At 32.3% G+C, this 22905-nt stretch carries 15 protein-coding genes and 1 pseudogene; 4 read left to right on the forward strand and 12 right to left on the reverse strand.

The annotated features are described in order from the left end of the window. Positions 1 to 23 precede the first annotated feature (23 nt). Genes CELAL_RS18975 through CELAL_RS19000 form a run of 6 tightly spaced genes read right to left on the reverse strand, consistent with a single transcriptional unit; the run spans position 24 to position 6283 of the window. Positions 24 to 1727: a bifunctional alpha/beta hydrolase/class I SAM-dependent methyltransferase gene (locus CELAL_RS18975; protein ID WP_013552510.1), complete on the reverse strand. Its 1704-nt coding sequence runs from the start codon at positions 1725 to 1727 to the stop codon at positions 24 to 26. Beyond that, positions 1724 to 3034: a phosphatase PAP2 family protein gene (locus CELAL_RS18980; RefSeq protein WP_013552511.1), complete on the reverse strand. Its 1311-nt coding sequence runs from the start codon at positions 3032 to 3034 to the stop codon at positions 1724 to 1726. The genes CELAL_RS18975 and CELAL_RS18980 overlap by 4 nt, the downstream gene beginning before the upstream one ends. Then, positions 3016 to 3771 (reverse strand): SDR family NAD(P)-dependent oxidoreductase, encoded by a 756-nt coding sequence (locus tag CELAL_RS18985; protein WP_013552512.1) that lies wholly within the window; start codon positions 3769 to 3771, stop codon positions 3016 to 3018. The genes CELAL_RS18980 and CELAL_RS18985 overlap by 19 nt, the downstream gene beginning before the upstream one ends. 49 nt (positions 3772 to 3820) lie before the next feature. After that, the gene (locus CELAL_RS18990) at positions 3821 to 4873 is read right to left on the reverse strand and encodes a patatin-like phospholipase family protein (protein WP_013552513.1); all 1053 of its coding nucleotides are present in this window, start codon (positions 4871 to 4873) and stop codon (positions 3821 to 3823) included. Then, positions 4870 to 5691: a phosphatidate cytidylyltransferase gene (locus CELAL_RS18995; RefSeq protein ID WP_013552514.1), complete on the reverse strand. Its 822-nt coding sequence runs from the start codon at positions 5689 to 5691 to the stop codon at positions 4870 to 4872. Before CELAL_RS18995 ends, CELAL_RS18990 begins: the two co-directional genes overlap by 4 nt. Beyond that, positions 5681 to 6283, reverse strand: a complete 603-nt coding sequence (locus CELAL_RS19000; protein WP_013552515.1) for a CDP-alcohol phosphatidyltransferase family protein — start codon at positions 6281 to 6283, stop codon at positions 5681 to 5683. The genes CELAL_RS18995 and CELAL_RS19000 overlap by 11 nt, the downstream gene beginning before the upstream one ends. 452 nt (positions 6284 to 6735) lie before the next feature. Between CELAL_RS19000 and CELAL_RS19005 the strand changes: the two genes are divergently transcribed. Further along, entirely contained in the window at positions 6736 to 7905 is a 1170-nt protein-coding gene (locus CELAL_RS19005; RefSeq protein WP_041557818.1) for a flavohemoglobin expression-modulating QEGLA motif protein, read from the forward strand. A gap of 10 nt (positions 7906 to 7915) precedes the next feature. Here the strand turns inward: CELAL_RS19005 and CELAL_RS19010 are convergent, their stop codons facing one another. The 3 genes from CELAL_RS19010 to CELAL_RS19020 all read right to left on the reverse strand — a co-directional run bounded on the left by CELAL_RS19010 (position 7916) and on the right by CELAL_RS19020 (position 12510). Next, positions 7916 to 9952 (reverse strand): DUF4139 domain-containing protein, encoded by a 2037-nt coding sequence (locus tag CELAL_RS19010; protein ID WP_013552517.1) that lies wholly within the window; start codon positions 9950 to 9952, stop codon positions 7916 to 7918. A 117-nt stretch (positions 9953 to 10069) separates the two neighbouring features. Beyond that, a complete protein-coding gene (locus CELAL_RS19015) occupies positions 10070 to 10483 on the reverse strand; it encodes a thiol-disulfide oxidoreductase DCC family protein (RefSeq protein WP_013552518.1) in 414 nt (137 codons plus the stop codon). A 152-nt stretch (positions 10484 to 10635) separates the two neighbouring features. Then, positions 10636 to 12510 carry a tetratricopeptide repeat protein gene (locus CELAL_RS19020; protein WP_013552519.1) on the reverse strand — a complete coding sequence of 625 codons (1875 nt, stop codon included), beginning with the start codon at positions 12508 to 12510 and terminating at the stop codon, positions 10636 to 10638. A 361-nt stretch (positions 12511 to 12871) separates the two neighbouring features. Between CELAL_RS19020 and CELAL_RS19025 the strand changes: the two genes are divergently transcribed. Next, positions 12872 to 14848 carry a thiol-activated cytolysin family protein gene (locus CELAL_RS19025; RefSeq protein WP_013552520.1) on the forward strand — a complete coding sequence of 659 codons (1977 nt, stop codon included), beginning with the start codon at positions 12872 to 12874 and terminating at the stop codon, positions 14846 to 14848. Between the two features lie 90 nt (positions 14849 to 14938). Here the strand turns inward: CELAL_RS19025 and CELAL_RS22895 are convergent. Beyond that, a pseudogene (locus tag CELAL_RS22895) lies at positions 14939 to 15253 on the reverse strand (endonuclease MutS2); the annotation flags it as partial. Then, complete coding sequence (locus CELAL_RS19030) at positions 15249 to 17396, reverse strand: cation:proton antiporter (protein WP_013552521.1); 2148 nt, start codon at positions 17394 to 17396, stop codon at positions 15249 to 15251. The pseudogene CELAL_RS22895 and the gene CELAL_RS19030, both read right to left, overlap by 5 nt. Before the next feature lie 997 nt (positions 17397 to 18393). Here CELAL_RS19030 and CELAL_RS19035 point away from each other — a divergent pair. Continuing rightward, the gene (locus CELAL_RS19035; RefSeq protein ID WP_013552522.1) at positions 18394 to 19242 is read left to right on the forward strand and encodes a universal stress protein; all 849 of its coding nucleotides are present in this window, start codon (positions 18394 to 18396) and stop codon (positions 19240 to 19242) included. Between the two features lie 214 nt (positions 19243 to 19456). On the opposite strand, the gene CELAL_RS19040 is transcribed toward CELAL_RS19035, so the two are convergent. After that, positions 19457 to 21634 (reverse strand): endonuclease MutS2, encoded by a 2178-nt coding sequence (locus CELAL_RS19040; RefSeq protein ID WP_013552523.1) that lies wholly within the window; start codon positions 21632 to 21634, stop codon positions 19457 to 19459. Positions 21635 to 21815: 181 nt separating this feature from the next. On the opposite strand from CELAL_RS19040, the gene CELAL_RS19045 reads away from it, so the two are divergent. Beyond that, complete coding sequence (locus CELAL_RS19045) at positions 21816 to 22865, forward strand: DUF6340 family protein (protein WP_013552524.1); 1050 nt, start codon at positions 21816 to 21818, stop codon at positions 22863 to 22865. The last annotated feature ends 40 nt before the right edge of the window (positions 22866 to 22905 follow it).

The raw sequence follows: 22905 nt of genomic DNA on the forward strand, positions 1-22905 counted from the left end.
AACTTTTACATCAATATCCTTACCTATTTTATTTTAGTATTAATTTTTGCTGATGAGACTGTGAAAATTCCAAAATCATCAATAAGCATTGTCTCTTTATAGAGATGATTAAAAGCCATCATACGATCTAATTCCTTTTGAGAACGACGTCTCATTACCCAACTTTTCTTTTGATGACTATTCAAAACATAGGCTATCATTTTTAGTTGTGGATGCCAAGGCTGACCTGTATACACTACACTTGAGTTTTTCTCTGCAATAGCGCTAATCCCCGCAAGTGCTTTGCTTGCCAATTCATTATCCCCAAAAAGCTCTAATATACCGGAAACAATGATAATATTTGGTTCAAAATCTAATTTAGCATATGTTTCAACATCAAAACAATCATAGTTTGTAAATCGTACATTTTGATATTTTTTTTCATCAATTACTTTTTGCCCAATTTCTATATTGTCTTTTATAAATTCATTAATCACAATTTCCGCATTAGGATATTTATCCTTTATATCAAAAAGGTAGTTTCCTGTACCACCAGCTATATCTAAAATTTTTATAGCGCGACCCTCTTTTTGTAAATTTTCAATATTTTTTTCTAGCAGCTGTAATAGATGTTGTTTACGAATTCTAATTCCGCGCCATCCTATTGCTTCAAGGTAATTTTTATCCATCATTGTTCCGAAACCCAATTTCCCTTTTGGTTGGTTATGATAAACATAATCTAAGGAAGCTCCAGAGTCAAAACCATGTTTTAGCCCAATTGCCATACCATTGCTAATTTTCCCTATTTTACTTAAAGACCATTTTTGGAATTTAAAGTTAAGGTTATTCCCCTCATTATTCTGTAGACTTTTATGTTCTGTTATTGAGAATTGATCGGGTACTAAGCTTACGCTTTTAGGTGTTTGATTAAAACATTTTTCTGCAAAAGCAATCATCTTATCATACACCATTTCTTTTTTCGTTTCAAATAAAATTCCATGAAAAAAGTCTGGTAGGACTTCAAGCTCTTTTAATGTAGTATCAAGTTTATCAAAAAATATTTTTTGATCTTTATTGAAAACTACTTTATCTTTTTCTGCAGATAAAATAAGTGTGGGAGTATCTATTGCCTCAGCATCTTCTACCAATCGTTTACCTGCATCTGCTAAATCTATTAATAATTTGGCATCAATAGATCTCGTAATTAACGAATCGTCATCATAAGCCTTCTGTTGCGCTACATCATGCGTAAGCATGGTAGATTTTACATAACTTTTAATAATTAACCCTTTATTTAGTTTAGTCCCTAGAGTAATCATTTCATTAGCCAAAGGAACAATAAGATTAATTCTAAAAGCAGGTGCAAGTAAGGCCATCCCAGCAATATTTGGAGCAAAATCATGCGCCCAAGCAGAAGCAACTACACCGCCAATACTATTTGCTATTACAAAAACATCTGTACTATTTACCTTATAGTTGGTTTCTAAATAATGAGAAAAAGCATCTAAATCTCTCACATAGTCCATAAAAACAGAAGACGTTTCTGTCTTGGTATGCCCATGTCCTCGTAAATCAAACGCAAAAATATTATATGCTGAAAATTGAGAAGAAGTAGCAATATCATTTAAACGCTCAGAATGCTCATGTCCACGGTGAATGATGATAACACTCTTTTGAGATGGTTTGAAATTCCATTTGCGATAAAAAATTTCACTTCCATCAAAACTATTAAAATGTCCATTGCTCATATATTGATTGTCTTTAAAAAATCCTGTAGATAGCCATGTATTACAGCATCTTTGTGGGTGGTTTTTATTTTTAGTAGTGCTTCCTCTAAAGGTAAAGATAGAATATTTTTTATTACAAGAATCCCTATAAAAGTACTTCTTGTAAAGCCCATTGTACAATGAATTAATATTTTTCCGTCTTTAGGTAATTCCTTGTAATGGGTTGTTATTTCTAATACGATTCTTTTAATTTCAATAGTATCGAATGCTCCAATATCTAATAAGGGAACGGCATGATATTGACAATTTTGTATGATTGCTTTATTTTCTTCTAACTCAGCAGAAAGGTCATACACCAATGTATTCCTGTTGCCTTTAAAATTTTGAAATTCCGAATGATCAAGCCTTGAAGAAATATAAAGGTTTGGAATAAGCATAATGGGCTTTTTATTTTTCCTTAAAAATTTCCAGAACAACCAATACACTCCAATGTAAGGGAAATACACTATTTTTTTATACCAAGGAATAGTTCCTAAATTGTTTTTAAGAAAGTGTACTTTGTTTTTTTGATAAGTATACCCCATTAAAAATAACACCAATGCAGGCCAAAGTAAAATGAAACCACTTGCATGATAAAATTCAAAAACCAACAAACTTAATAGAACTATTAGCCAACCACCTAAAAAATAATAATTGGCAAGGTGAAAATTTCTTACTTGAAAGTTATTTCGCTGTGCGGGAAAAATAATAAAACTCAATTGTCCTAAAATAGCCCCGGTAACCACATCTAACAAATGATGTTGATAGGTAGATAATGTAGAAAGACCTAGTAGCACTAACCATACAGCCGATACATGACGCCAAGTAGGCGTAAAATTTCTAAAGACCGACCAAAATACAAAAGCAAAAGCTATATGTAATGAAGGAGCTTCATTGAAAGGAGAATCTACTATTTCAATAAATTGAAAGATAAAATTGAATAAAGTGTTAGTAGAATCTGGCTTTATAAATGAAAATTTTAAGGGAAATATTAGAAAGAATAGACCGGCTACAACACTCACAAACAAGACACGTTTGGTTAATGTCCGTAGTTCTTGCATTGTATTACAAAGAAAAAATACGGCAACAAACAATGCGCCACTGGTCATATAAGGCACCACTGTCCAAGCCATAAATGGCATATACTTCTCAAAACTAAAAATAAATGAGGGCACATAATCTAAGGTAGACGCATACCAAGCATTCACATTATAAAATACACTAAATACGGTAGCGCAGAGCACCGCTAACTTTATTCTTGTGCCTATGGCTATTCTTGTTTCATCCATTTGGCTTTTTTAAACATAATAAGATTAAGAATAGGAGCAGGGAGTGCGGATAAGAAGGTCATCATCCATTTCATTTTTAGAGGAAAAACAACTAACTTTTTTTTAGCGTCAATAGCTTCCATAATTTTTTTTGTAGCCACATCAAGCGGTACTAAAAAAGGTTTTTTACTTAAATCATTGTTGTTTAATGCTCTTAATTTTAAGGTATCAATATAGCCCGGAGCAACAGTAGTCACCGAAATACCAAAAGGTTTCAAGGCTCTATGATAAGCATCTGAAATTTGAATTATTGCACGTTTTGTTTTGGTATACAAACTAGAATTTTCATAATCCAAAATACCAGAAACGGAAGCAATAACTGCAATACGACCCAGTTTTTGATGCACCATAAGTTCCCTTGCAATTTCAAAACAATTGATGGTCCCTAAAATATTAGTTTTAAGCATTTGAGTGGCTTCTTCATAAGAAATTTCTCCTGCTACATCTTCCGCATAACTTCCTGCACAATTAATAAAAATATCAAGATTTTCATTTTTATCCAGAAAAGTAAGTACTGCTTTTTCTACTGAAGACTTTACACAAACATCTGCTTCATAACGAATTAAATCATGGGAGTTACTTTTAGAAATTTTGTTCAAATCTCTTCCACAAACCCCTACACGGTATCCTTTTGACAGGTAATATTCAGCTAAAGAATAACCAATTCCGGAAGTACCGCCAGCAATAAAAATATTCATGGTTTAAACGTAATTTTTATTAATAGGTAAATATAGCAGTTACGAGTCATTATTCAGTTTGTTTTTTTCCTTGAATACTTTTCATCGTCTGTTCAAATCCATAGTTCCATTGCATATCCATATCATCTCTAAATTGCGCATAGGTTTTAGGGTAATCGAAACAAATTTCAAGTTTTTTCCAATTTATCGTTTTCTTTAGATAATGTCCTTTTAGTTCCTTTTTTATGTTTCTGGTATCAATTTGGTAATTAGGAGCATGTTTCTGAATTTCTTCCAATCTCTTATTCCCACTATACCCAAGCACCGCACGGACTAAAGATTCTTCTACAGGGCTATAAGACTGTTTTTCTTCAATAATTACTGAATTAGCAATATATTTTGCCAATTCAATCGGGATTAGATCGATAGCGCCACCTGCAAAATATTTACCGTCCAAACAAACAGGGGCTACATAAAACATATCTGAAATAGAAACTCTTGTACTGACTAACATTGAAATGCCAGTTTTAAGCTTCGCTAACTTCTCTACCGCACTATTTCTATAATTTTCAGATGAAATCGATGTATTTTCAAGATTAATTCTACTCGCCGTATCAGCATCAGTAAAAATAACTTTCTGATATAATTTCTGTTGTTTTCTTTCTTTACCAATTGCCTTAGGATCAAAAAGAATTTCGGATCCTATAATAAGTGTTGGTATTTGTTTTGAGAACTCTGTAGCTGCTAATAAAGGAAAATCTTTAGGAAAATCTTGAGAAATTTCTGCTAAGTATGTATTGAACACATCTTCAATAAAGGGTGCGTTTCTTTTATCACATATTTTCTTTAAGGATAAAAGCCCTATTCGTGAAAGTTTTTTATCTTTAGTAAGTCGATTTTTAATTGCAAATTGAAAATATTCTTGAGATTTTAAATATGCTTTACGGGATTCATTATCAGGAAATGTGTTAATAACCGTTGCCGCAAAAGCACCACCACAGGTGCCAATAAGTACATCGGGCTTTATACCTAATTGTTCTAAAGCAGCAAACATCCCAAGGTAAATCATTATCCTTGTTCCACCTCCCGAAAGTATAAAAGCAGTATTGAATTTGTTATTCATAGGTTAGTTTTTAACCATACAGTAAATACCCAAAAGAAAATTGGTAAATTAAAAATGAGACTATCCATTCTATCCAATAATCCTCCATGCCCCGGAAGAAGCTGCCCTGTATCTTTTACGTTTGTTCTTCTTTTAAGTAAAGACATAAAAATATCACCAAAAAAACCAGAAATTCCTAAAATTAGGCCTAAAACTATATTAACAACAAGCGGTGATGGCAATAAAAAATAGCCTAAAATAGCACTCAAAATTAGGGTAAGGAATACACCTCCAACAACCCCTGCCCATGTTTTATTCGGACTAATTTTTGGCATTATTTTACGTTTACCAAAAGATTTACCCATTACATACTGGAATACATCATTCAACTCAGTAACTACAACCAAAAAAACCAGCGCTTTTACCCCCAAGATTCCTTCTCTAAGAAACACCAAATGAGGAAAAACAAAAAGGGCTATGACCAACCCCAGAACAATTCCAGATAGTTGTTTCAACGAACTATTTCTAATCAAGAAAAGCATAATAACAAGGAGGGAAATCCCCAAAGCATACAGAAAGTAGTTCTCGAAATTTAGAAAAAATAATAAAAGAAATTGAGTAATACCAATACCTAGGGAAGCAATAATTAAATTGATCTTAATTTGAAACATTCTTAAGAATTCTAAAAAAACTTGAAATCCAATATATGAAATAAAAATTTTCATAGCTAGGGGATGAGAGATGGCAAGTACAAATACAAGAATAATATAAACCCAAGTTTTTACCCTAAGCGGAACGTCTGCGTATTTATGTTCTAAATTATCAGTTTTAAGCTTCATTTAATGCTTTCTTAAGACGTATAAAAGTGCTAAGAACGAGTAATAAAATAACTGCTCCAAAAATGAAATTAGAAAAACCAGAAATGTTTACTCCAAAAAATTGAATAAGGCCATAAACGGCAAGTAGAAAAGCACGATCACTTTTTCCCATTGGACCATCATAGCGGCGTTCTTTTCCAATTGCTTTTCCTAATAGTCCTGCAAACTCATTAATTACACTAAAGACTATAAACACAATTACTACATACAAGCTCTCTGGTTGAAATTTTAATAACGGAAAAAAAATAATGACGTCAGAAATTATATCTCCCAATTCGTTTAAAACCTCACCCAAAGCACTCATTTGGTCAAATTTTCTTGCCATCATGCCATCTAAGGCATTAAAGGCCATTCTCAATAAAAGTCCAATTGGTAAGCTTAAAAAAAACCAATTATTAGCGTCAGAATTCCAAAACAGCACTGCAATAAGAACAGATAATAGAATGGAGCCTACCGTAATTTGATTTGCCGTTACCTTATGTTTGTGCAAAAAAAGCAAAATCGGATTTAGAATTTGCTGAAATTTGGGTTTCAATTTATAGATCGAAATCATTAAAACAGTCTTTTTTTCTTTATGTTAAACTCAAATCTAAGTCTTTTAACAGTAAATGCCTAAAATCTCTGATCAACTTCTTAACAGCGATCGTTTCCGCTGCTTGTTTTAACTATCCTACGTTCTTCTAAGCTTCTCAGCCTAATTAAGACACTTCATATACTAGAATTACAGTACTTTCTAATTCTCATACCCATCAAATGGGTCTTTATAGCTTTAACAAAGCATTCAATTATAAGTATCATCATCTGTTTTAGTTACTTCACTAGAAATCCAAGAATTTTAAATTAAATAAATCAACTATCATAAAATAGATTTACTTGAAAAATAATTACTTTTACCCTTCGTTTTATATATTTTAAAAAACAAAATTAATAGTCATTAGTAAAGACCAATTTTAGGGTTTTCTTTTTATCGAACAACAAATAAAATAGTTGTTCTCTTTAGGTTCTATGGATACAAAACAACAAAAACAAGTAATAAAAGATAATCAAGAGTTATTTGATATTGACAACAATCTTGATCGGCTTGCGAAAAAAATTGAATTGTTAAGCTATTTAAACCCTTTAAATAGTGAGAAAGAAAAGCAACGTTTTTTTGCTTCAAAATATACTGAAGATCCAATTCTAAAATATCCTAAAGTAAAATTCCATCCTTATAAATTACACCGAATGTTCTTTTCGCAACGTTTGGAGCGTATTGAAGATCAAAGGGTCCAAAAACTTTATCAGGATATTATTTACTATTACTCTAACATGGTGCAATGCATACAGACCATAGGGGAGCCAAAGAAATTTTACTATAATTCATTACGACTTTACGGAACGCCTACAGAGAAAGATGTGCAAAATGCGCAATTTATTTTACACCACTCTAATGAAGCAGAAAGAGCTGATATGGAAAAAATATATTCTCCTGATGATGCTAAATCCTATTTTGAAGAATTTTCTAAGCTTTATGATTTCCCTTTAAATATAAAATTATCTACAGCCATAGCTGCAGATGCTATGGTAAGTAATAGCACACAAACATTATTGATAAAGAAGAATACAAAGTTCAGTAAAAATCAATTACTAACACTGGCCAACCATGAAATTGGAGTGCATTTAGTCACCACATATAACGGAATTGAACAACCATTAAAAATTTTTTCTAACGGATTTCCTCGTAATGTAGAAACCCAAGAGGGCCTTGCTGTTTTTAGTGAGTACATGAGCGGAGCTCTAACTTTAAACCGACTTAAAACATTAGCATACAGAGTTTTAGCTAGCGAAAGTTTAATTAAAGGTTATAGCTTTTCTGATACCTTTGATTTGATACATGGCACTTATAAACTAAATAGAAACGATGCTTTCAGCATTACCATGCGGGTGCACCGAGGTGGCGGTTTCACCAAAGACAGGCTATACTTAAGCGGCTTAAAAAAAATTTACAAACGCTACCAAAAGGGAGAGGCAATGGATAATTTATTAACCGGAAAAGTGACTATGGACTATGAAGCTGATATTGTAAATCTTCAAGAGTTAGGACTTGCTAACCCTATTACTCATAAGAATATAGCTTTTATGGAAAACAAAAATGAGAATAAAACACTAGATTTTATTCTCAATAATTTGAAGTAAGCTGTGCAGCTTACAAACTTATACTACGCCCTTTTGGGTATTTTACTTGAAACGAAAAATGGTGCTTGCTTTCTTGCTTAGGTGCTACCTCTAATTCCCAAGTAAGCAAGCCTTTTTCTTCATCATAAGCCGCAGTATTAACGATAATATCTTCTATTTTGATTTCTTTATTTTCAGAGATTGGAATACGATCCATTAAAACTAATTTTATAGTTTCGGATTTATTATTTTTCACTTCTAAATTATAAGTTCTATCTACAATTCTATTACTACCTGTAAATGATTTGCTCTTAAAATTTTTATCTTGTTTTCGCGTCACAACAATACCCGCATCTACCCCTAATGATACCGTCATCTCTTTGTTTACCGCATACGGATCTATTGTAGTTTTACCCGCATAACCCCCATTAAAGTAAATATTAGCTTCTCCTGGTAATAAATTAAGTTTTTCCCAATCCTTAAACTTAGCCGTTAAAAAAACATTTTCATTTACTATAGGAGCAGCATAAAACTCATATACTGCCTCTAACAGAAATGTGTTAATTTCTATAGCAGTTACATCGCCATCACTCGCAATAGAATAGGGGCTTTTGATGACAAATTTGGTACTGGTTACATTATCTTCAGTATTGCTTTTTTTGGTAGTGATACGTATAACTCCATTTGTGGCTCTGGCACCATAAACTGAAGCTGCAGAGGCATCTTTTAAAACTTCTATGTTTTGTATTTCATTTGCGTCTAAGTCTCCTTCTTCAAAAGTATCCATAGGCACCCCATCTATGATATATAAGGGTTGCGATGCTTCTGTAACACTAGAAACCCCTCTAATGCTAACTCCCGCAACGCGACCACTAAGAGCGCTACCCAGCTCCTTATTCTGAGAGCCATACCCAACAACAACTATTTCTTCTAACGCTGAGGAATCTTCTTGTAGACGTGCATTCATCACTGAAGAATAAATAGGGATTTCAATGGTCTGGAAGCCTAGATACGAAAACACCAATTCTTGCCCTGCTTCTATAGCAAGTATATAGTGTCCATCAAAATCTGTTTGCGTTCCAATGTTTGTTCCTTTAATCATAACGTTACAACCTGGTAATGCTTGCCCTGAAGCATCTGTCACTATACCTATGACCTTTTTTACCGTTGGATTAAAGGAATATTTATGCTTTTTAAATTGTGAATCATAACTTTTACGAGAGCCAAAATTTAAATAATCCGTAGTCAATTCAGGCTTTACTGAAAAGCTATTAGGGTTTCCTGTAGAAAGAGTCACAAGTACATTTTCCCAATTTTCTCCGGTCTTTTGGTATACATGTGCTTTATAAGTTAAGTGTATAGGATCATTAATTTTGTTTGATTTAAGATCATAATTTGGTATCCATCCTGCATCAGAGACCTTATATTTTAATTCTAAATTTAACTGTGTTGCTATTGGGCTCTCTAATTTTATAACAATTTCTCCTTTAGGCTCATCGGGAACATTATTTAACTCAATATACTGTTTTTCAATACTTTGTAAGTCCTCACTTAACACATTAATCTTAACATTAGTTATATAAATTTCATTCTTAATCTCTGTAATACGCTTTCTATAGTATGTACTTATCTGCTTTACGGCTTCTAAGTCTAAGGATTGCTGATTAGCATTTATAGCTCGATTACTATTTATTACTTTCTCTTCTTCTTCCAATCCAATGATAAGATTTTTCAGTAAGGCAATCTCTAATGTAATAGTTTTTTTTGAAGCTATTAAAGAAGTGGTTGCTTCACTCGAAATCATTTTATCTAAATAATTTATATCATACGAAATAGATAAAATAGAAGCTCCTTTTAGTCCCGAAATTTGAATACTGCTTTCATCTATTTTTGGAGATAGCCCATTAAAAATGAGTTCTGTGGTCCCTGCTGCTAATTGAAAATTTGAAGTTCTAGAGATTTCTGCACTGTTTAAATAAACAGTAACCGATTTTATTTTAGAAGGTACTTTATCTGTTCCAAAAATGAGCATAGGACAGAAAATTAGAAATAATACTACATGTTTCATAAAGCGTTGGTTTTAGATTTACGACAAATCTAACCAACACACTATACCAATAAAACCACTAATGAGTACCTATCTATTTTCAATTAGTGAAATATACTTTCCTGTGAGGCAGCCTTACTAATCTAGAAATTTAGCTTTTAATTCGGCCGTGGGAATCATACAAGCCTCTTGTTTTCCATACCATTTATAGCGGTTTTTTGCAATGTAATCATAGACAAGATCTCTACTTTTCTCTGGAATCCATTCAAATATGGATAATAAAGTCCATAAACCTCCAAAAGATTTACCAATACATAAAGCCGCTGTAGATTTTGTATAATACGCTACTCCAGGTATTATTAAAATGATAGAGTCCACTATAGCGGTATCAATATGCCTTTCCTTTGCTAGCTTTTGACCCGCCTCACTTTGCAAAGAGGCAAACCTATATTCATCTTTTTTATCGTTCTTAATAATTAATTGTACCGAAGAGTTACATAAATTACAAACGCCATCAAAAAGAATAATTTTATGTAAATTATTTACCTGCATAAACCATTCTAAAAATCAAAATTTAAATCAAAGATAGTCTATGGAAATACATTATAATAGTAAAAAAACTAATTGAGTTCTTCTTAAATGGTATTTCTATGTAAAAAATAGCAACACCTTTCATTTCCTTAATTTGGCTTTCAAACAAGCGTTTATAAAGAGTTTAAAAAACTCCCTAAATCCATATCTTTATTTAAATTTAGCTTCTTTTTCAATCGGTATTTAGACTTCAGTATACTATCTGGAAGCACATTAAATATTGCTGCTATTTCTTTTGTAGACAAATTCATTCTTAAAAAAGCCGCTAGTCTTATTTCCTTTTCCGTAATATCAGCATAAATAGCCCTTAGTTTGTTATCAAAATCATTATGCACATCTGCAAAGTAAGCTTTAAATAACTCCCAATCCTTATCATCAGAATTCTGCTTTTTTAACAACAAAAGAATTCTTCTAAACTGCAATTTAAATTTTTCGGGATTATCTTTCAATTCCTTTAAATCTTCCATTAAATCTTGGGTGAATGTGTTTTTGTGTGCTAAATGTACCGTTAAGCTTGCCAATTCTTTTTGTTTATATTTAATCTCTTTTTTATAAAGTTCATCTAATTTCCTTTGATTAGACTTGTTCTTTTTTAGGCGTTGTCTGAAAATAAAAAATAGGAGTATAGACAATGACAAGCCAGAAAGCATACCTCCAGCATAAAGACTCTTGGTTAAGGTATCTACTTTAGATTTATGCTGTAAATTTTCAATTTCTTCCTTATTTAAAGCAAGTAATGTTTGTTTGTTTTCAGTCTCATAGATTGTTTTTAATTCTTCTATTTGCTGCATTTTTGTATGATTAAAAATACTGTCTTTAAATATTTGGTGTGCTTTTAAATCGCGTAATGCCATTTGCGGACTATTTAAAATATCGTAAGCGGCAGACCTCAATTTATATCCTTCCATTAAATAATCTAAACGCATGGAGGGTGTAGATCTGTCAATGGCCTCATCCAAAAAACTTAGAGCTTTTTCAGGATTATTTAAATCCATATATAACCGCCCTAATTCTAAAAGCACGGCAATATGATTATAAGCAAGTCCTTCTTTTTTATGAAAATGTAAACTCTCTTCTAAATAAGCTTCAGAAGCCTCCAAATTCTTCATTTCTCTGTAGGTTGAACCAATATTGGTATACACCATAGCTTCATTTGATATGAGCCCGAAATTCTTAGCTATTTCTAGGCTCTTAAAAAAATACTTTAAAGCCTTATCATAGTCCTGCAATGCCGCCAACGAGGTGCCGATTTGAAGGTACATATTAGATTGCCAGATATTATCACCTACCGCTATATATACTTCTAAAGCTTGATAGTAATACGGTATAGATGCTTCATAATTTTCTGTGTTGTATTGTATCTCTCCCAATCTTGCTACAATATCTGCCTTCGTAAGCGGATCTGTATGTAAGGAGTCTATGTTATTCAATGCTTGCATATACAATTGCTGAGATAATTTAAACTGCCCATTACTCAGATACACACTAGCTATATTACCCAAACAAACAGAAACCAACTCTTTTTCATCATTGTTTTCAAAAATAACTTTTGCCTCATTAAACATTTCTAAAGCTTCCTTTTTTTTAGCGTCTAAGCGTTTAATATCTGCCAATTCCAATAAGCTTTTTGCGTAAAAAACCTCTTCCTTCAGTTCTTTAGAAAGTTTCATGGCTGTTTTATGATACGATACAGCAGCACCCAATTGGTTTAATGCCCGATAACTAATAGCAGATTGATATACCGCATTAAGCTGCTTTTTTTTATCCTCCAGGGTACGCGCAATTTCATAGGCTTGCAAAGAATACCTCAAGGAGGTTTCAGGGTTATTGTAGCGTAAAACTACATACAACATTTCAAGTGTTTCTACTTTACCTGTAAGACTTTTTTTATCTTTCAAGGCTTTTTCTAAACTATCTACTTTTCGCTCTAATTGCCCATAAGAAAAAGCAAAGCAGAAAGTGACGAATACCATTATAAAAACTTTCATAATTAGAATTAAACTATTTATAGTTGGATTAATTTAAATAATTGGGGGGAAATATTTTTTATTCTGGAGTTCTAAGGTAGCGGTTTTATGCTTTATAGTAGCATAAGACTCCAGAAGGCTTCAGTAACAAATGTCCATCCTTTATCTACAAAATCGCCTAAAAGTTAGTTGGGTAAAATTCGTATAACACCTTATGTTAATAGGTGTTATGAGCGTATTGTACAATATCTAAATAACTATTATTTTGAGACATATCGTATAGAAGTATCTTTTCGTTGTCCATACTTTGTCTATAGCATTTATTAGGCATATGCCCTAATTGCGTCTAGTTTTGACTACACAAATCTTTAAATAAAATAAAATGATTGTATTAAAACAAGTTAAATTAAGGCACTATCTATTGCTTATTATAGCAGCCTTGCTAAGTATCGTTTCCTGTAATAAAGAAGAGGATCCAAAAGTAATTGATGAACTAGAAACTTTAGACAGTTTTAAAAGTGTCATCGCCATAGGCAATGAACCTGTCTCCCCGACAGAAGAAGAAACAGAAGTTGAATATATTGAAAATCAGGAACGAATTATCAACGCAGAGAGCGGGGAAGAAGAAATTTGGAAGTGCATCACTACTACTTATGATCTTAAAACAGGAACAGGTAACGGCAGTGGTGGGTTTCCTTTGTTTAATCCTAGTGCTTCTGTAATTTACCCCGGCAGCTTATTACAAGGAAAATCTTTAAAAAATGCGACACCAGATGTTATCCCTGTAAAACGCGCTGGAGGAACCGTATCTTACAATTTAAATAATGGCAATATCAATAGTGCTATTAATGTAGCTATTGTCTCTAAAAGTAGTATTCAAAATGCTATGAACGAAATTATAGCAGCATCTCCTAACGCAATACCAGCCAATTTTTCTTTTGAATACACCCAAGTACAAAGCAGAGAAGCGCTAGCGGTAAGTCTAGGCTTAGACATTAAAACTGCCTTTACAAAAATTGGTGGAAATTTAGATTTTAAAAATGAAGATAAAAAGAGTCGAGTTTTAGTGAAGCTGAAACAAAGTTTCTATACCATGTCTATTGACTTACCTACAAGTTTAGATGCGTTGTTTGACCCTTCGGTAACTCCTGAAGGTTTAGCGAAATTTGTTCAAGAAGACAATCCTGCAACCTATATAAGTGATGTTACTTATGGCCGAGTATATTACATGCTAATAGAAACTAATTCTTCATACCAAGAACTAAAAATAGCTATAAATGGTAGTTTTGGCGCTGTGGTTGCTTCAGGGAAATTTAATCTAGAAGTGGATGCATTAAGAGACTTAAAAGAAGTTAAAATTAATGTAACTGCTTTTGGTGGAGAAGCTAAATCTACGATCAAAACCATAGGCGCTAATTTAAATGAATTGGTTGGTTTATTAGCAGAAAGTGCAAAAATAGAAACAGGCTTACCTATTAGCTATGTGGTACGAAGTGTAAATACATCAGAAATTGTAGGAGTACAACTTGCAACAACATATAGTACTACGTCTTGTGATCTTGTAAAAAATGTAGATGCTCCCATTCAAACAAAGCATTGGCACGGCAATAAAGATCTTGAAGAAGGTGGAGTAGGAGCTGCTTTTGAACGCGCCTCAGGTGAGTATATTTTAATTAATACGACTGGTGATAAATTTATGAGAAGTTATAATGGCGAATTAGACGGGCCATTTCCTGTAACCACCCTATTTAAAGGAGAATATCCATTTTTTACGGGTGATAAGAGTAATGCTACTTTTGACGGTATTGGTGCCATTGTAAATGTTAGAAAAAATGCCCAAGAAATTAGTATTAACAACCAAGCTCAATTTCTTGCTATTTCAAAAAATGGACTCCAATATAAATATGTGAATGGAGATACTTGGGAAGATTTCACCACGGTGAGCGACCTTTCTATTGAAAAACTAAGTAAGGGCACTAATCCATTTAATACCGGAGGAATAGGCGCTATACTAAATGTGTATTATGAACTGGAAAATGAAAAAGAGGACAAATACAAAAGCTCTATGCATATTTTTAATCAACAGGGCACAGAATATTCATTGTATTGGTCGGGAAGCTCTTATGCAAATACGGGTACTAACTTTAATATAGCATATGATATAAAACCAGCCGAAGGCAACGCGTCTTCTGCACCCAAAGAATACAACAGCCTACCTTTTAATACGGTTGGGGCTTCCTTTAGTTTCTATACTAGTGGTGTTAGGTATTTTGTAATTTTTGACAAATCAGGAAAAAGTTATGCCATAACAGATGCCAAGGACACGTATTCTTATTCTCAAGCATACCATCTTAACTAAATTGTAGCTTCTAAAAAATACCCAATGGGTATATTTTGAAATGTGGGAACAGTCGGTTTTCAGGTGCTAAAAACACTTGATGCCGACTGTTTATTTTTTTGCTTCAACTAATTCTAATTGGCTTATACTCACATTTGTGGTAAACATACCATAATTAACAAATGCTTTGTTTTTCTCTAATTTATCAATACTCCCCACTATTTTCCCATCTAACATCCGAACACGATCACCAATTTTAAAAATAGGTTTAGGTTTGTTCTTTTCTACATGCGCCTTTACCTTTTTTTCTTTCTTTTTTTCTTCACGGATAACTTCTACTTCCTGAATTACTTCTTTCTCAACTTCGGCTTTTTTTATCTTTTCAACCTTTACTTGTTGCGAAGATTTCTTTTTACGTTTGCTATTTATGTGTAAAAAGCTTAGCTATAGTTTTGCTAATTTCCTCTAGTTTTTCCAAGGGCGTAATTAAACTAGGGTTGGTAACATTTATCTTCTGCGTCGTATTTAGGGAAGATTGCATTGGATAAATTAAAATACAACTTGTCTTTTTAAAATACGTATTCAAATAAGTCGGAATTTTACTCATATTTTTATGGTAAGAAAGCTGTTCTTTTCTGCTCAAAACAATAATTATGTTGTCGTCTTTGAAAGAATTTTTAGCTATAATCAAAAAATTATCCCAATCATTATACGTTTGAAATGAACATTCAATAGGATATTTATTTTTAATATCTTTTATAAATTTTAAAGTTTTTTCATTTCCATAAAAAAGGAGTTTAGCACTGGTATTTCTGGCGATATTCCACACTTTCAGTAACCAAAAAGGAAAACCTATTTCTTTTTCCGCATTTTCAGGTACAATAACGATATGTCTTTTTATAGTAGCGAGAGGTTGAACAGGTTTATAAATTAAAGTGGTAGTGCTACTTTTAGTTAAAATACCTTCTGTAAGGTTTCCTAAAAATGAATCGGAAATACCTTTATGAACATGGAGCCCTAAAATTAAATCAGTTATAGCGTGTTCTTTTGTAACGCTAGTAATTCCATTTACTAAATTGATGTCATAGCGCAATAGTTCATGTAATTTGGTGTCTGTCGCGGCTGCAGCTACCGCTGCTTTACTTAGTATTGTTTTCGCTAGTTTATCTGCAGAACCATTAGTCTTACTATTGTCAACCATACTTAGCGCATACAAGCCGTCTTTGTTACTTTTGGATTTGATAGTGATTCCTAAATTAATGAGTTCATCAATAGTATCAATATTACTAATAGGAATTAATATTCGTTCTAGATGATCAGTTTCTTCAGGTAAAGCATCTGTATGTTCTAAAAGGGCAATATTTTGAGCACCTTTTTGAGCTACAAAGGAAGCGATAGTACATGTAAACAGAATCATAAGTATTGTTCCATTCAGAATAGTTTCGTTTAATAAACGCACCGGCTCGCCAGATGGTGTTTCCCCAAGAATTATAGAATATCCAACCAAAACCGCTGCTAATGTTGCTGCTGCTTGGGCATTACTTAATCCAAAAATTAATCTACGTTCATCTGAAGAAAAACCATAAATTTTTTGTGTACACCATGCAGCAATAAATTTTGCAAGAGTTGCAATAAAAATCATGATTGCCGCAACTTTAATCGTTTCAAAATCTTTAAAAAACACACGGTAATCTATAAGCATTCCCACCCCAATTAAGAAAAAGGGAATAAAAATAGCATTTCCAACAAACTCCACCCTATTCATTAAAGGGGAGGTGTGGGGAATAAGTCTGTTTAAGGCTAAACCAGTTAAAAAAGCCCCTATAATAGGTTCTATTCCCGCAAGCTCTGCTAGACCAGCCCCTAAAAACACCATTACTAAAACAAAAATATATTGAGAAACATTATCATCAATTTTTTTAAAAAACCATCTACCGATAATTGGGAACAGGAATAGCACAATGAAACCAAAAATTAGTATGGAAACTGATAATCGAATCCAAAATTGTGCATTTACTTCTCCCGTTGTCATTCCTACAATAACTGCTAAAACCAATAAAGCTAGGGTGTCAGTGATCATTGTTCCGCCCACCGTTATGTTTACAGCTCTATTTTTGGCAACACCAAGCTTGCTTATTAATGGGTAAGCAATTAGTGTATGAGATGCAAACATACTAGCAAGTAAAACAGCTGTTTGTGTAGAAAATTCTAGTATATAAATCCCACATAAAGTACCTAATGTCATGGGAATACTAAAAGTAAGTAAACCAAAAACTATACTTTTTTTACTATTTTTTTTAAAGTCAACTAAGTCTATTTCTAATCCTGCAAGAAACATGATATAAAGTAATCCGGCTGTTCCAGATAGTATAATTCCACTATCTCGTTCTATTAAGTTAATTCCATTAGGGCCAACTACAGCACCTGCAATTATTAGCCCAAGAAGATGTGGTATTTTAATTTTGTTTAAGATTATTGGAGCAAACAAAATAATCACCAATATTAAAAGAAATTTTAAAACAGGATCTGTTAATGGCAGCGATGTTTCAAATATGTTTACTACTATCATAACTTAATTTATAGAATGAAATATTAATAACTCACTCAATATTTGAGTAATTAACGTGGGGGAGTGTTTAAAAAAACGTTCTATTTTTTATTTGAATGTATTAAAAACAAAAATCATTCAAATAACTTTTCCGCTTCTAAATTAAGATAGTTTGGTAGTATAAATATAAATGAAACTATGAGTTGTATGCTAATTAAATAATGAAACCAATCATTTATACGGGTTGTTCAGTATTACTTATTTTTTCTTAATAGGAATGTATTTTTAGATGGTGTAATTTACTTTTTTTGCAATAATTTAATACTTAAGGCTAGTATTGTATTAATTATGCGAGCTCGTTTAATGAATATATTTTATAAAGTATTCATCAGTCTTTACTCAAGTTAAATGCTACTTGTTTCATGTATAAAATAACTAAATTAGAAATTACTTCGCACTTATTTTTCATAAAATAAGAGTATAGGGTTCGTCTTTAAATAATTCCAAAGTACATTTTTTTTGATTTAACGCATGGCTCCATTTTTTTTAAAAGTTTCCCTAAAAAGAGAACCTACAGGCTTATAGTGACGAAAAAAGAATAAGAACTAATGAAGGTATTTAAATGTTATGTTTAGTTAAGAACGTATTAAGTACCAACCTTCAAGTAATATTCCAGCTGTCCATTTTTTTATACGTTACATTCATGCTAAATATCCTGATTTTTTAAGGGAATCCTGTTATGAATTCCATTTTATTATTTGTGTTTCCTTATTTTACCATTTAGATCTTAAATAAGGGTAATGCTCTAAATACTGTTTTTAATTTCTAAGGGAAAGTTGAACAGTCTATTTTCAAAACAAATTCTACGTAAATTAGAATCATACAATTATTTCTAATTTTTAAAATAGATATTGAATTCTTGAATAATCCGTAGTGATAGAATTGCTTAGATGACATTGGTCATTTCATATATGTTAAATGAAGTTTAACTTTGAAGTATACTTAAAATCATTCTAAAATGAAAAGAATATTAATTCCAACAGATTTTTCAAAAAATGCGCATAATGCTATAAATTATGCCCTTGAACTCTACAAAAGAGAATCTTGTGAATTCTTTATTTTGCATTCTTACTATCTTACTGGATACTCAAAAAACAACCTTTTAAGTCCTGAACCTACCGATAAAAAACTTAATGAGGTAAAAGAGTTAGCTGAAATAAATATGGTAAAGCTAAAGGATCAACAGCGTTTTAAAACGGGGAATAACAATCATACATTTCATTTTTTAAATGAATTTGGTTCTTTTAATGATGTACTTAAAAAAGTTGTTGAAAAGGAAGACATTGAGTTAATACTTATTGGATCGGAAGGAGGACAGGACGATAAAAAAATAATTCAGGGTAGTAATGCCGTAAATACGATGGAGAAGGTTAGAAACTGTCCGGTATTTGAAATTCCAGATACTGTTACTTTTAAAAACCCTAACGAGATTGTATTTCCTACCAGTTTTAAAACGCATTATAAAGAAAAAGAATTGGCTACCTTAATTGAAATTTCTCAATTAACGAATGCACCCATTAGAATTTTATACATTCAAAAAGATAAAGAATTTAGTAAGCAGCAAGCAGAAAATAAAGAATTACTTAATCAAATTTTAGGAGCTACTAGTTTTACGCATCATGTACTATATAGTTCAAATTTACAAGAAGGTGTACGTTGTTTTTTTCAAAGCCGAGAGAGTGAGATGATTGCTTTTATAAATAAGAAACATAATTTCTTTGGTAGTATTTTCTCAAATCCAATGGTAAAAGATTTAGGCAATAACCCAAGTATTCCTGTTTTAGCGTTACATGATTTAAGAAACTAGAAAATTAAAACAGTATACTCTTTAAAACATATGGTAAGAACAGTTTATTTTTAAGGTAAATACTAGTCACCTATGCTGCTGTAAATACGATCTACAGAATGGTACGTCTAACCATTCTGTAGATCGTATTTTATGTAAATTTTTAGAAGGGACTTTTTAGTTACATCCAGACCTATTCATTAGGTCAATGTCGTTACCATTACTGCTTAGAAGTCTACTTCTTCTTTTTTGCTTCAACTAATTCTAATTGACTTATACTCACATTGGTTGTGAAAATTCCGTAATTAACAAATGCTTTGTTTTTCTCTAATTTATCAATACTCCCCACAGCTTTCCCATCTAACATCCGAACACGATCACCAATTTTAAAAATAGGTTTAGGTTTGTTCTTTTCTACATGCGCCTTTACCTTTTTTTCTTTCTTTTTTTCTTCACGGATAACTTCTACTTCCTGAATTACTTCTTTCTCAACTTCGGCTTTTTTTATCTTTTCAACCTTTACTTGTTGCGAAGATTTCTTTTTACGTTTGCTATTTTCTGTCTCTACAATCCGAAGTAATTCTGATACTAATGGTCGCTTCTTTTTATCTTGAAAATACTTCAATGAGGCATCATTAAGCTTATTCCCTAAATAAATCATACGTTGACTAGAATCATATAATTCCTGATAATTCTCAAGCTTAGATTTTACTTTAGTGTTTAATTCTTCAAAACGTTGTGCTTCGCTACGCGCTTTGGTTTCTTCCTCTCTTAATTTAGTTCCTGTTTTTACCATAGAACTACGCTCTTTTTGCAGTTTAGCTATCGTAGCATCAAAACGGACTTTACCGCTTTCTATCTTCTTTTTAGCACGGTTTATTAAACTATATGGAATTCCGTTTTTCTGTGCTACTTCAAAAGTAAAAGAACTCCCTGCTTGCCCTAATGCAAGTTGGTAGGTAGGCTCTAATGTATTAGAATCAAACAACATATTTGCATTGGTAGCATGTGGCAATTCATTAGCCAAAAGCTTTAAATTAGAGTAGTGCGTTGTAATTACGCCATAGGAACCACGCTCATAAAATACTTCAAGAAAAATTTCGGCTAATGCACCTCCTAATTCTGGATCACTACCAGTACCAAATTCATCAATTAAAAACAATGTTTTATCATCACACTTACGCAAGAAATAGTTCATGTTCTTAAGTCGATAACTATACGTACTTAAATGATTTTCAATAGATTGATTATCCCCTATGTCTGTTAGAATTCTATTAAACAAAGTCACTTTACTGCGTTCATGTACAGGAATCAGCAGCCCACTTTGAAGCATTATTTGAAGTATCCCCAGGGTTTTCAAGGTGATACTTTTTCCCCCAGCATTAGGCCCAGAAATAACGATAATTCTATTCTCGTCATGAAGTCCTATGGTCTGTGGGTAGGTCTTTTCTTTTTTGCGCTTATTTGTTAAATAGAGAAGTGGGTGGTAGGCATCTCTTAAATACAACTCATTTGTATCACTAATTTCGGGCATTACAGCATCCATTTCCATAGCATACTTTGCTTTTGCTGCTGTAATATCTATATGTGCTAAAAATTCCTGATACATGGAAAGTTCAGGTATAAAAGGGGTAATATGTGCCGTTAGCACCCTAAGAATTCGCTGAATTTCTTCTCGCTCTTCAAATTCTAAATTATTTAATTGACGACTAAATTGTAAAGCTGCCTCTGGTTCTATATAAACAATACTTCCTGTTTTAGAAGTACCCATAACGGCTCCTTTTACTTTTTTTCGGTTCATTGCTTTTACCGCTAAAACACGACGATTATCTACAACAGATTCCCTAATTTCATCTAAAAAATCTGAAGCTTGATACATGGTTAATGCTCTTGCAAAACTTTGATTTATCTTCCCCTTTAATCCGTTAATTTCTTGCCGGAGCATTCGCAGATTATCAGAAGCATTATCTTTAATTTCACCAAACTTATCGATCACAGCATCAATCTGTGCTGGAATTTCTGTATTTAACTCCACTTCCTCAGAGGCCTGAAAAAGCAATGGATAATACTCTCTAAATTTTTTTAAAAACTTTTTTAGGGTATTTACAGTACTACAAATATTCCCTATTTTACGAAAACCTGAAATTTCAATAGTAGCATTTTCAATTTTCAAAAGTTTTAACTCTTGATTTATAGCATCAAAACCATGATTGGGAATGCGGTTATCATTAGTAAAAGAGGCTACATATTCAGAGGTTTGCCCCAAATGTGTAACAATAGCTTCTTTTGATCGGAGCGGTGTAATATGTAGCGCATTTTCTTTACCTTGTTCCGTATTACAACGTGCTACTATATGGTTTAGAACTGTATAAAATTCTAAATCTTTTAATGTTTTATCGTTTATCTTATTCATTCTTTTTCAAAGATACATTGAAAAAAATATTTCACTATAAATTCCAAAAATAATTCAAAGGTATTTATTCCTGTTTTATAGTGCTTAAGGCTCATATAAGGCAATAAAAAACAGTTTTAGAAGTTTATAATAAGCTAGATACAGTAGTCCTCTGTAGCAATGCTAACTTATTTATAGTATTATGAAAAACCAAATTAAGCTTCTTACATATTTAAGTATTACCCTATTAATGACGGCTTGCGGGTCTACCAATAAAATGACTATGGGAGTGACGACACCAGCCAAAGTATATCTTTCTTCTGACGTTAAATCAATAGGTATCATCAATAGGAGTGAACCATCAAAAGGAAATAAAGGTCTTGATAAAATAGATCAAATTTTATCTGCAGAAGGCTTAAATCTAGATAAAAAAGGAGCCGAAGCTGCTATATCCGCATTTGCTTCAGAGCTAGGAATGCTAAAAAATTTGGATGAAATAAAAATTATAGAAAACGTAGAAGAAGTAAAAAGCGGATTAGGTGTTTTACCGGCTACATTATCATGGGAAACCATAGAAATGTTATGTGATACTTATCATGTAGATGTTATATTTTCATTGGCTTTTTATGACACCAATACAAAATCATCTTTTAAAGTAACCACAATGCCATTAGAAAATAATTTAGGAGTTAAAGTAAACGTTCCTGCGCAAGAGGTTACCTTAAATACCTTAGTGAATTGTGGATGGCGTCTATATGATCCTAAAACAAAATTGGTTATTGATGAAAGAAACTATACTAAAGAAATGCTTTTTCATGGTCAAGGAATTAATCCTATAAAAGCAGTTGAAGCGGTAAAACAACGTAATGAAACTGTGCAAGAATACAGTCGCAATGTGGGTATTGCATACGCACAACGATTGGTACCTAATAAAATAAGGATATCTCGAGATTATTATATGTCGGGTACGGATAATTTTAAAGTAGCACACCGTAGAGCGCTTACTGGTGATTGGGATGGTGCTGCTGAACTTTGGAAAAAAGAATTAAATAATTCTGATTTAAAAATACAAGGTAGAGCCAATTATAATATGGCCATAAGTAGTGAGATTGATGGTGATTTAGACCTTGCTATTTCGTATGCTTCAAAAGCGTATACAGACTATGAGAATAAATTAGCGCTAGACTATGTAAACATTCTCAAATATAGAGTAGAACAAAATAATGTACTAGATCAGCAACGTTCTCACTAAGGTTAACGTATTAATTTTAGCTATTTTTGATTTAAAATAA

Origin of the sequence: Cellulophaga algicola DSM 14237 (assembly GCF_000186265.1) — a bacterium.
GTDB classification, from domain to species: Bacteria; Bacteroidota; Bacteroidia; order Flavobacteriales; family Flavobacteriaceae; genus Cellulophaga; species Cellulophaga algicola.

What these genes read in the sequence shown, in the direction of transcription:
- CELAL_RS19000 (WP_013552515.1), bottom strand. Translation starts at nt 6,283, where the DNA reads ATGATTTCGATCTATAAATTGAAACCCAAATTTCAGCAAATTCTAAAT.
- CELAL_RS19015 (WP_013552518.1), bottom strand. Translation starts at nt 10,483, where the DNA reads ATGCAGGTAAATAATTTACATAAAATTATTCTTTTTGATGGCGTTTGT.
- CELAL_RS19020 (WP_013552519.1), bottom strand. Translation starts at nt 12,510, where the DNA reads ATGAAAGTTTTTATAATGGTATTCGTCACTTTCTGCTTTGCTTTTTCT.
- CELAL_RS19035 (WP_013552522.1), top strand. Translation starts at nt 18,394, where the DNA reads ATGAAAAGAATATTAATTCCAACAGATTTTTCAAAAAATGCGCATAAT.
- CELAL_RS19025 (WP_013552520.1), top strand. Translation starts at nt 12,872, where the DNA reads ATGATTGTATTAAAACAAGTTAAATTAAGGCACTATCTATTGCTTATT.
- CELAL_RS19045 (WP_013552524.1), top strand. Translation starts at nt 21,816, where the DNA reads ATGAAAAACCAAATTAAGCTTCTTACATATTTAAGTATTACCCTATTA.
- CELAL_RS18990 (WP_013552513.1), bottom strand. Translation starts at nt 4,873, where the DNA reads ATGAATAACAAATTCAATACTGCTTTTATACTTTCGGGAGGTGGAACA.
- CELAL_RS19010 (WP_013552517.1), bottom strand. Translation starts at nt 9,952, where the DNA reads ATGAAACATGTAGTATTATTTCTAATTTTCTGTCCTATGCTCATTTTT.
- CELAL_RS19005 (WP_041557818.1), top strand. Translation starts at nt 6,736, where the DNA reads ATGGATACAAAACAACAAAAACAAGTAATAAAAGATAATCAAGAGTTA.
- CELAL_RS18980 (WP_013552511.1), bottom strand. Translation starts at nt 3,034, where the DNA reads ATGGATGAAACAAGAATAGCCATAGGCACAAGAATAAAGTTAGCGGTG.
- CELAL_RS18985 (WP_013552512.1), bottom strand. Translation starts at nt 3,771, where the DNA reads ATGAATATTTTTATTGCTGGCGGTACTTCCGGAATTGGTTATTCTTTA.
- CELAL_RS18975 (WP_013552510.1), bottom strand. Translation starts at nt 1,727, where the DNA reads ATGAGCAATGGACATTTTAATAGTTTTGATGGAAGTGAAATTTTTTAT.
- CELAL_RS19030 (WP_013552521.1), bottom strand. Translation starts at nt 17,396, where the DNA reads ATGATAGTAGTAAACATATTTGAAACATCGCTGCCATTAACAGATCCT.
- CELAL_RS18995 (WP_013552514.1), bottom strand. Translation starts at nt 5,691, where the DNA reads ATGAAGCTTAAAACTGATAATTTAGAACATAAATACGCAGACGTTCCG.
- CELAL_RS19040 (WP_013552523.1), bottom strand. Translation starts at nt 21,634, where the DNA reads ATGAATAAGATAAACGATAAAACATTAAAAGATTTAGAATTTTATACA.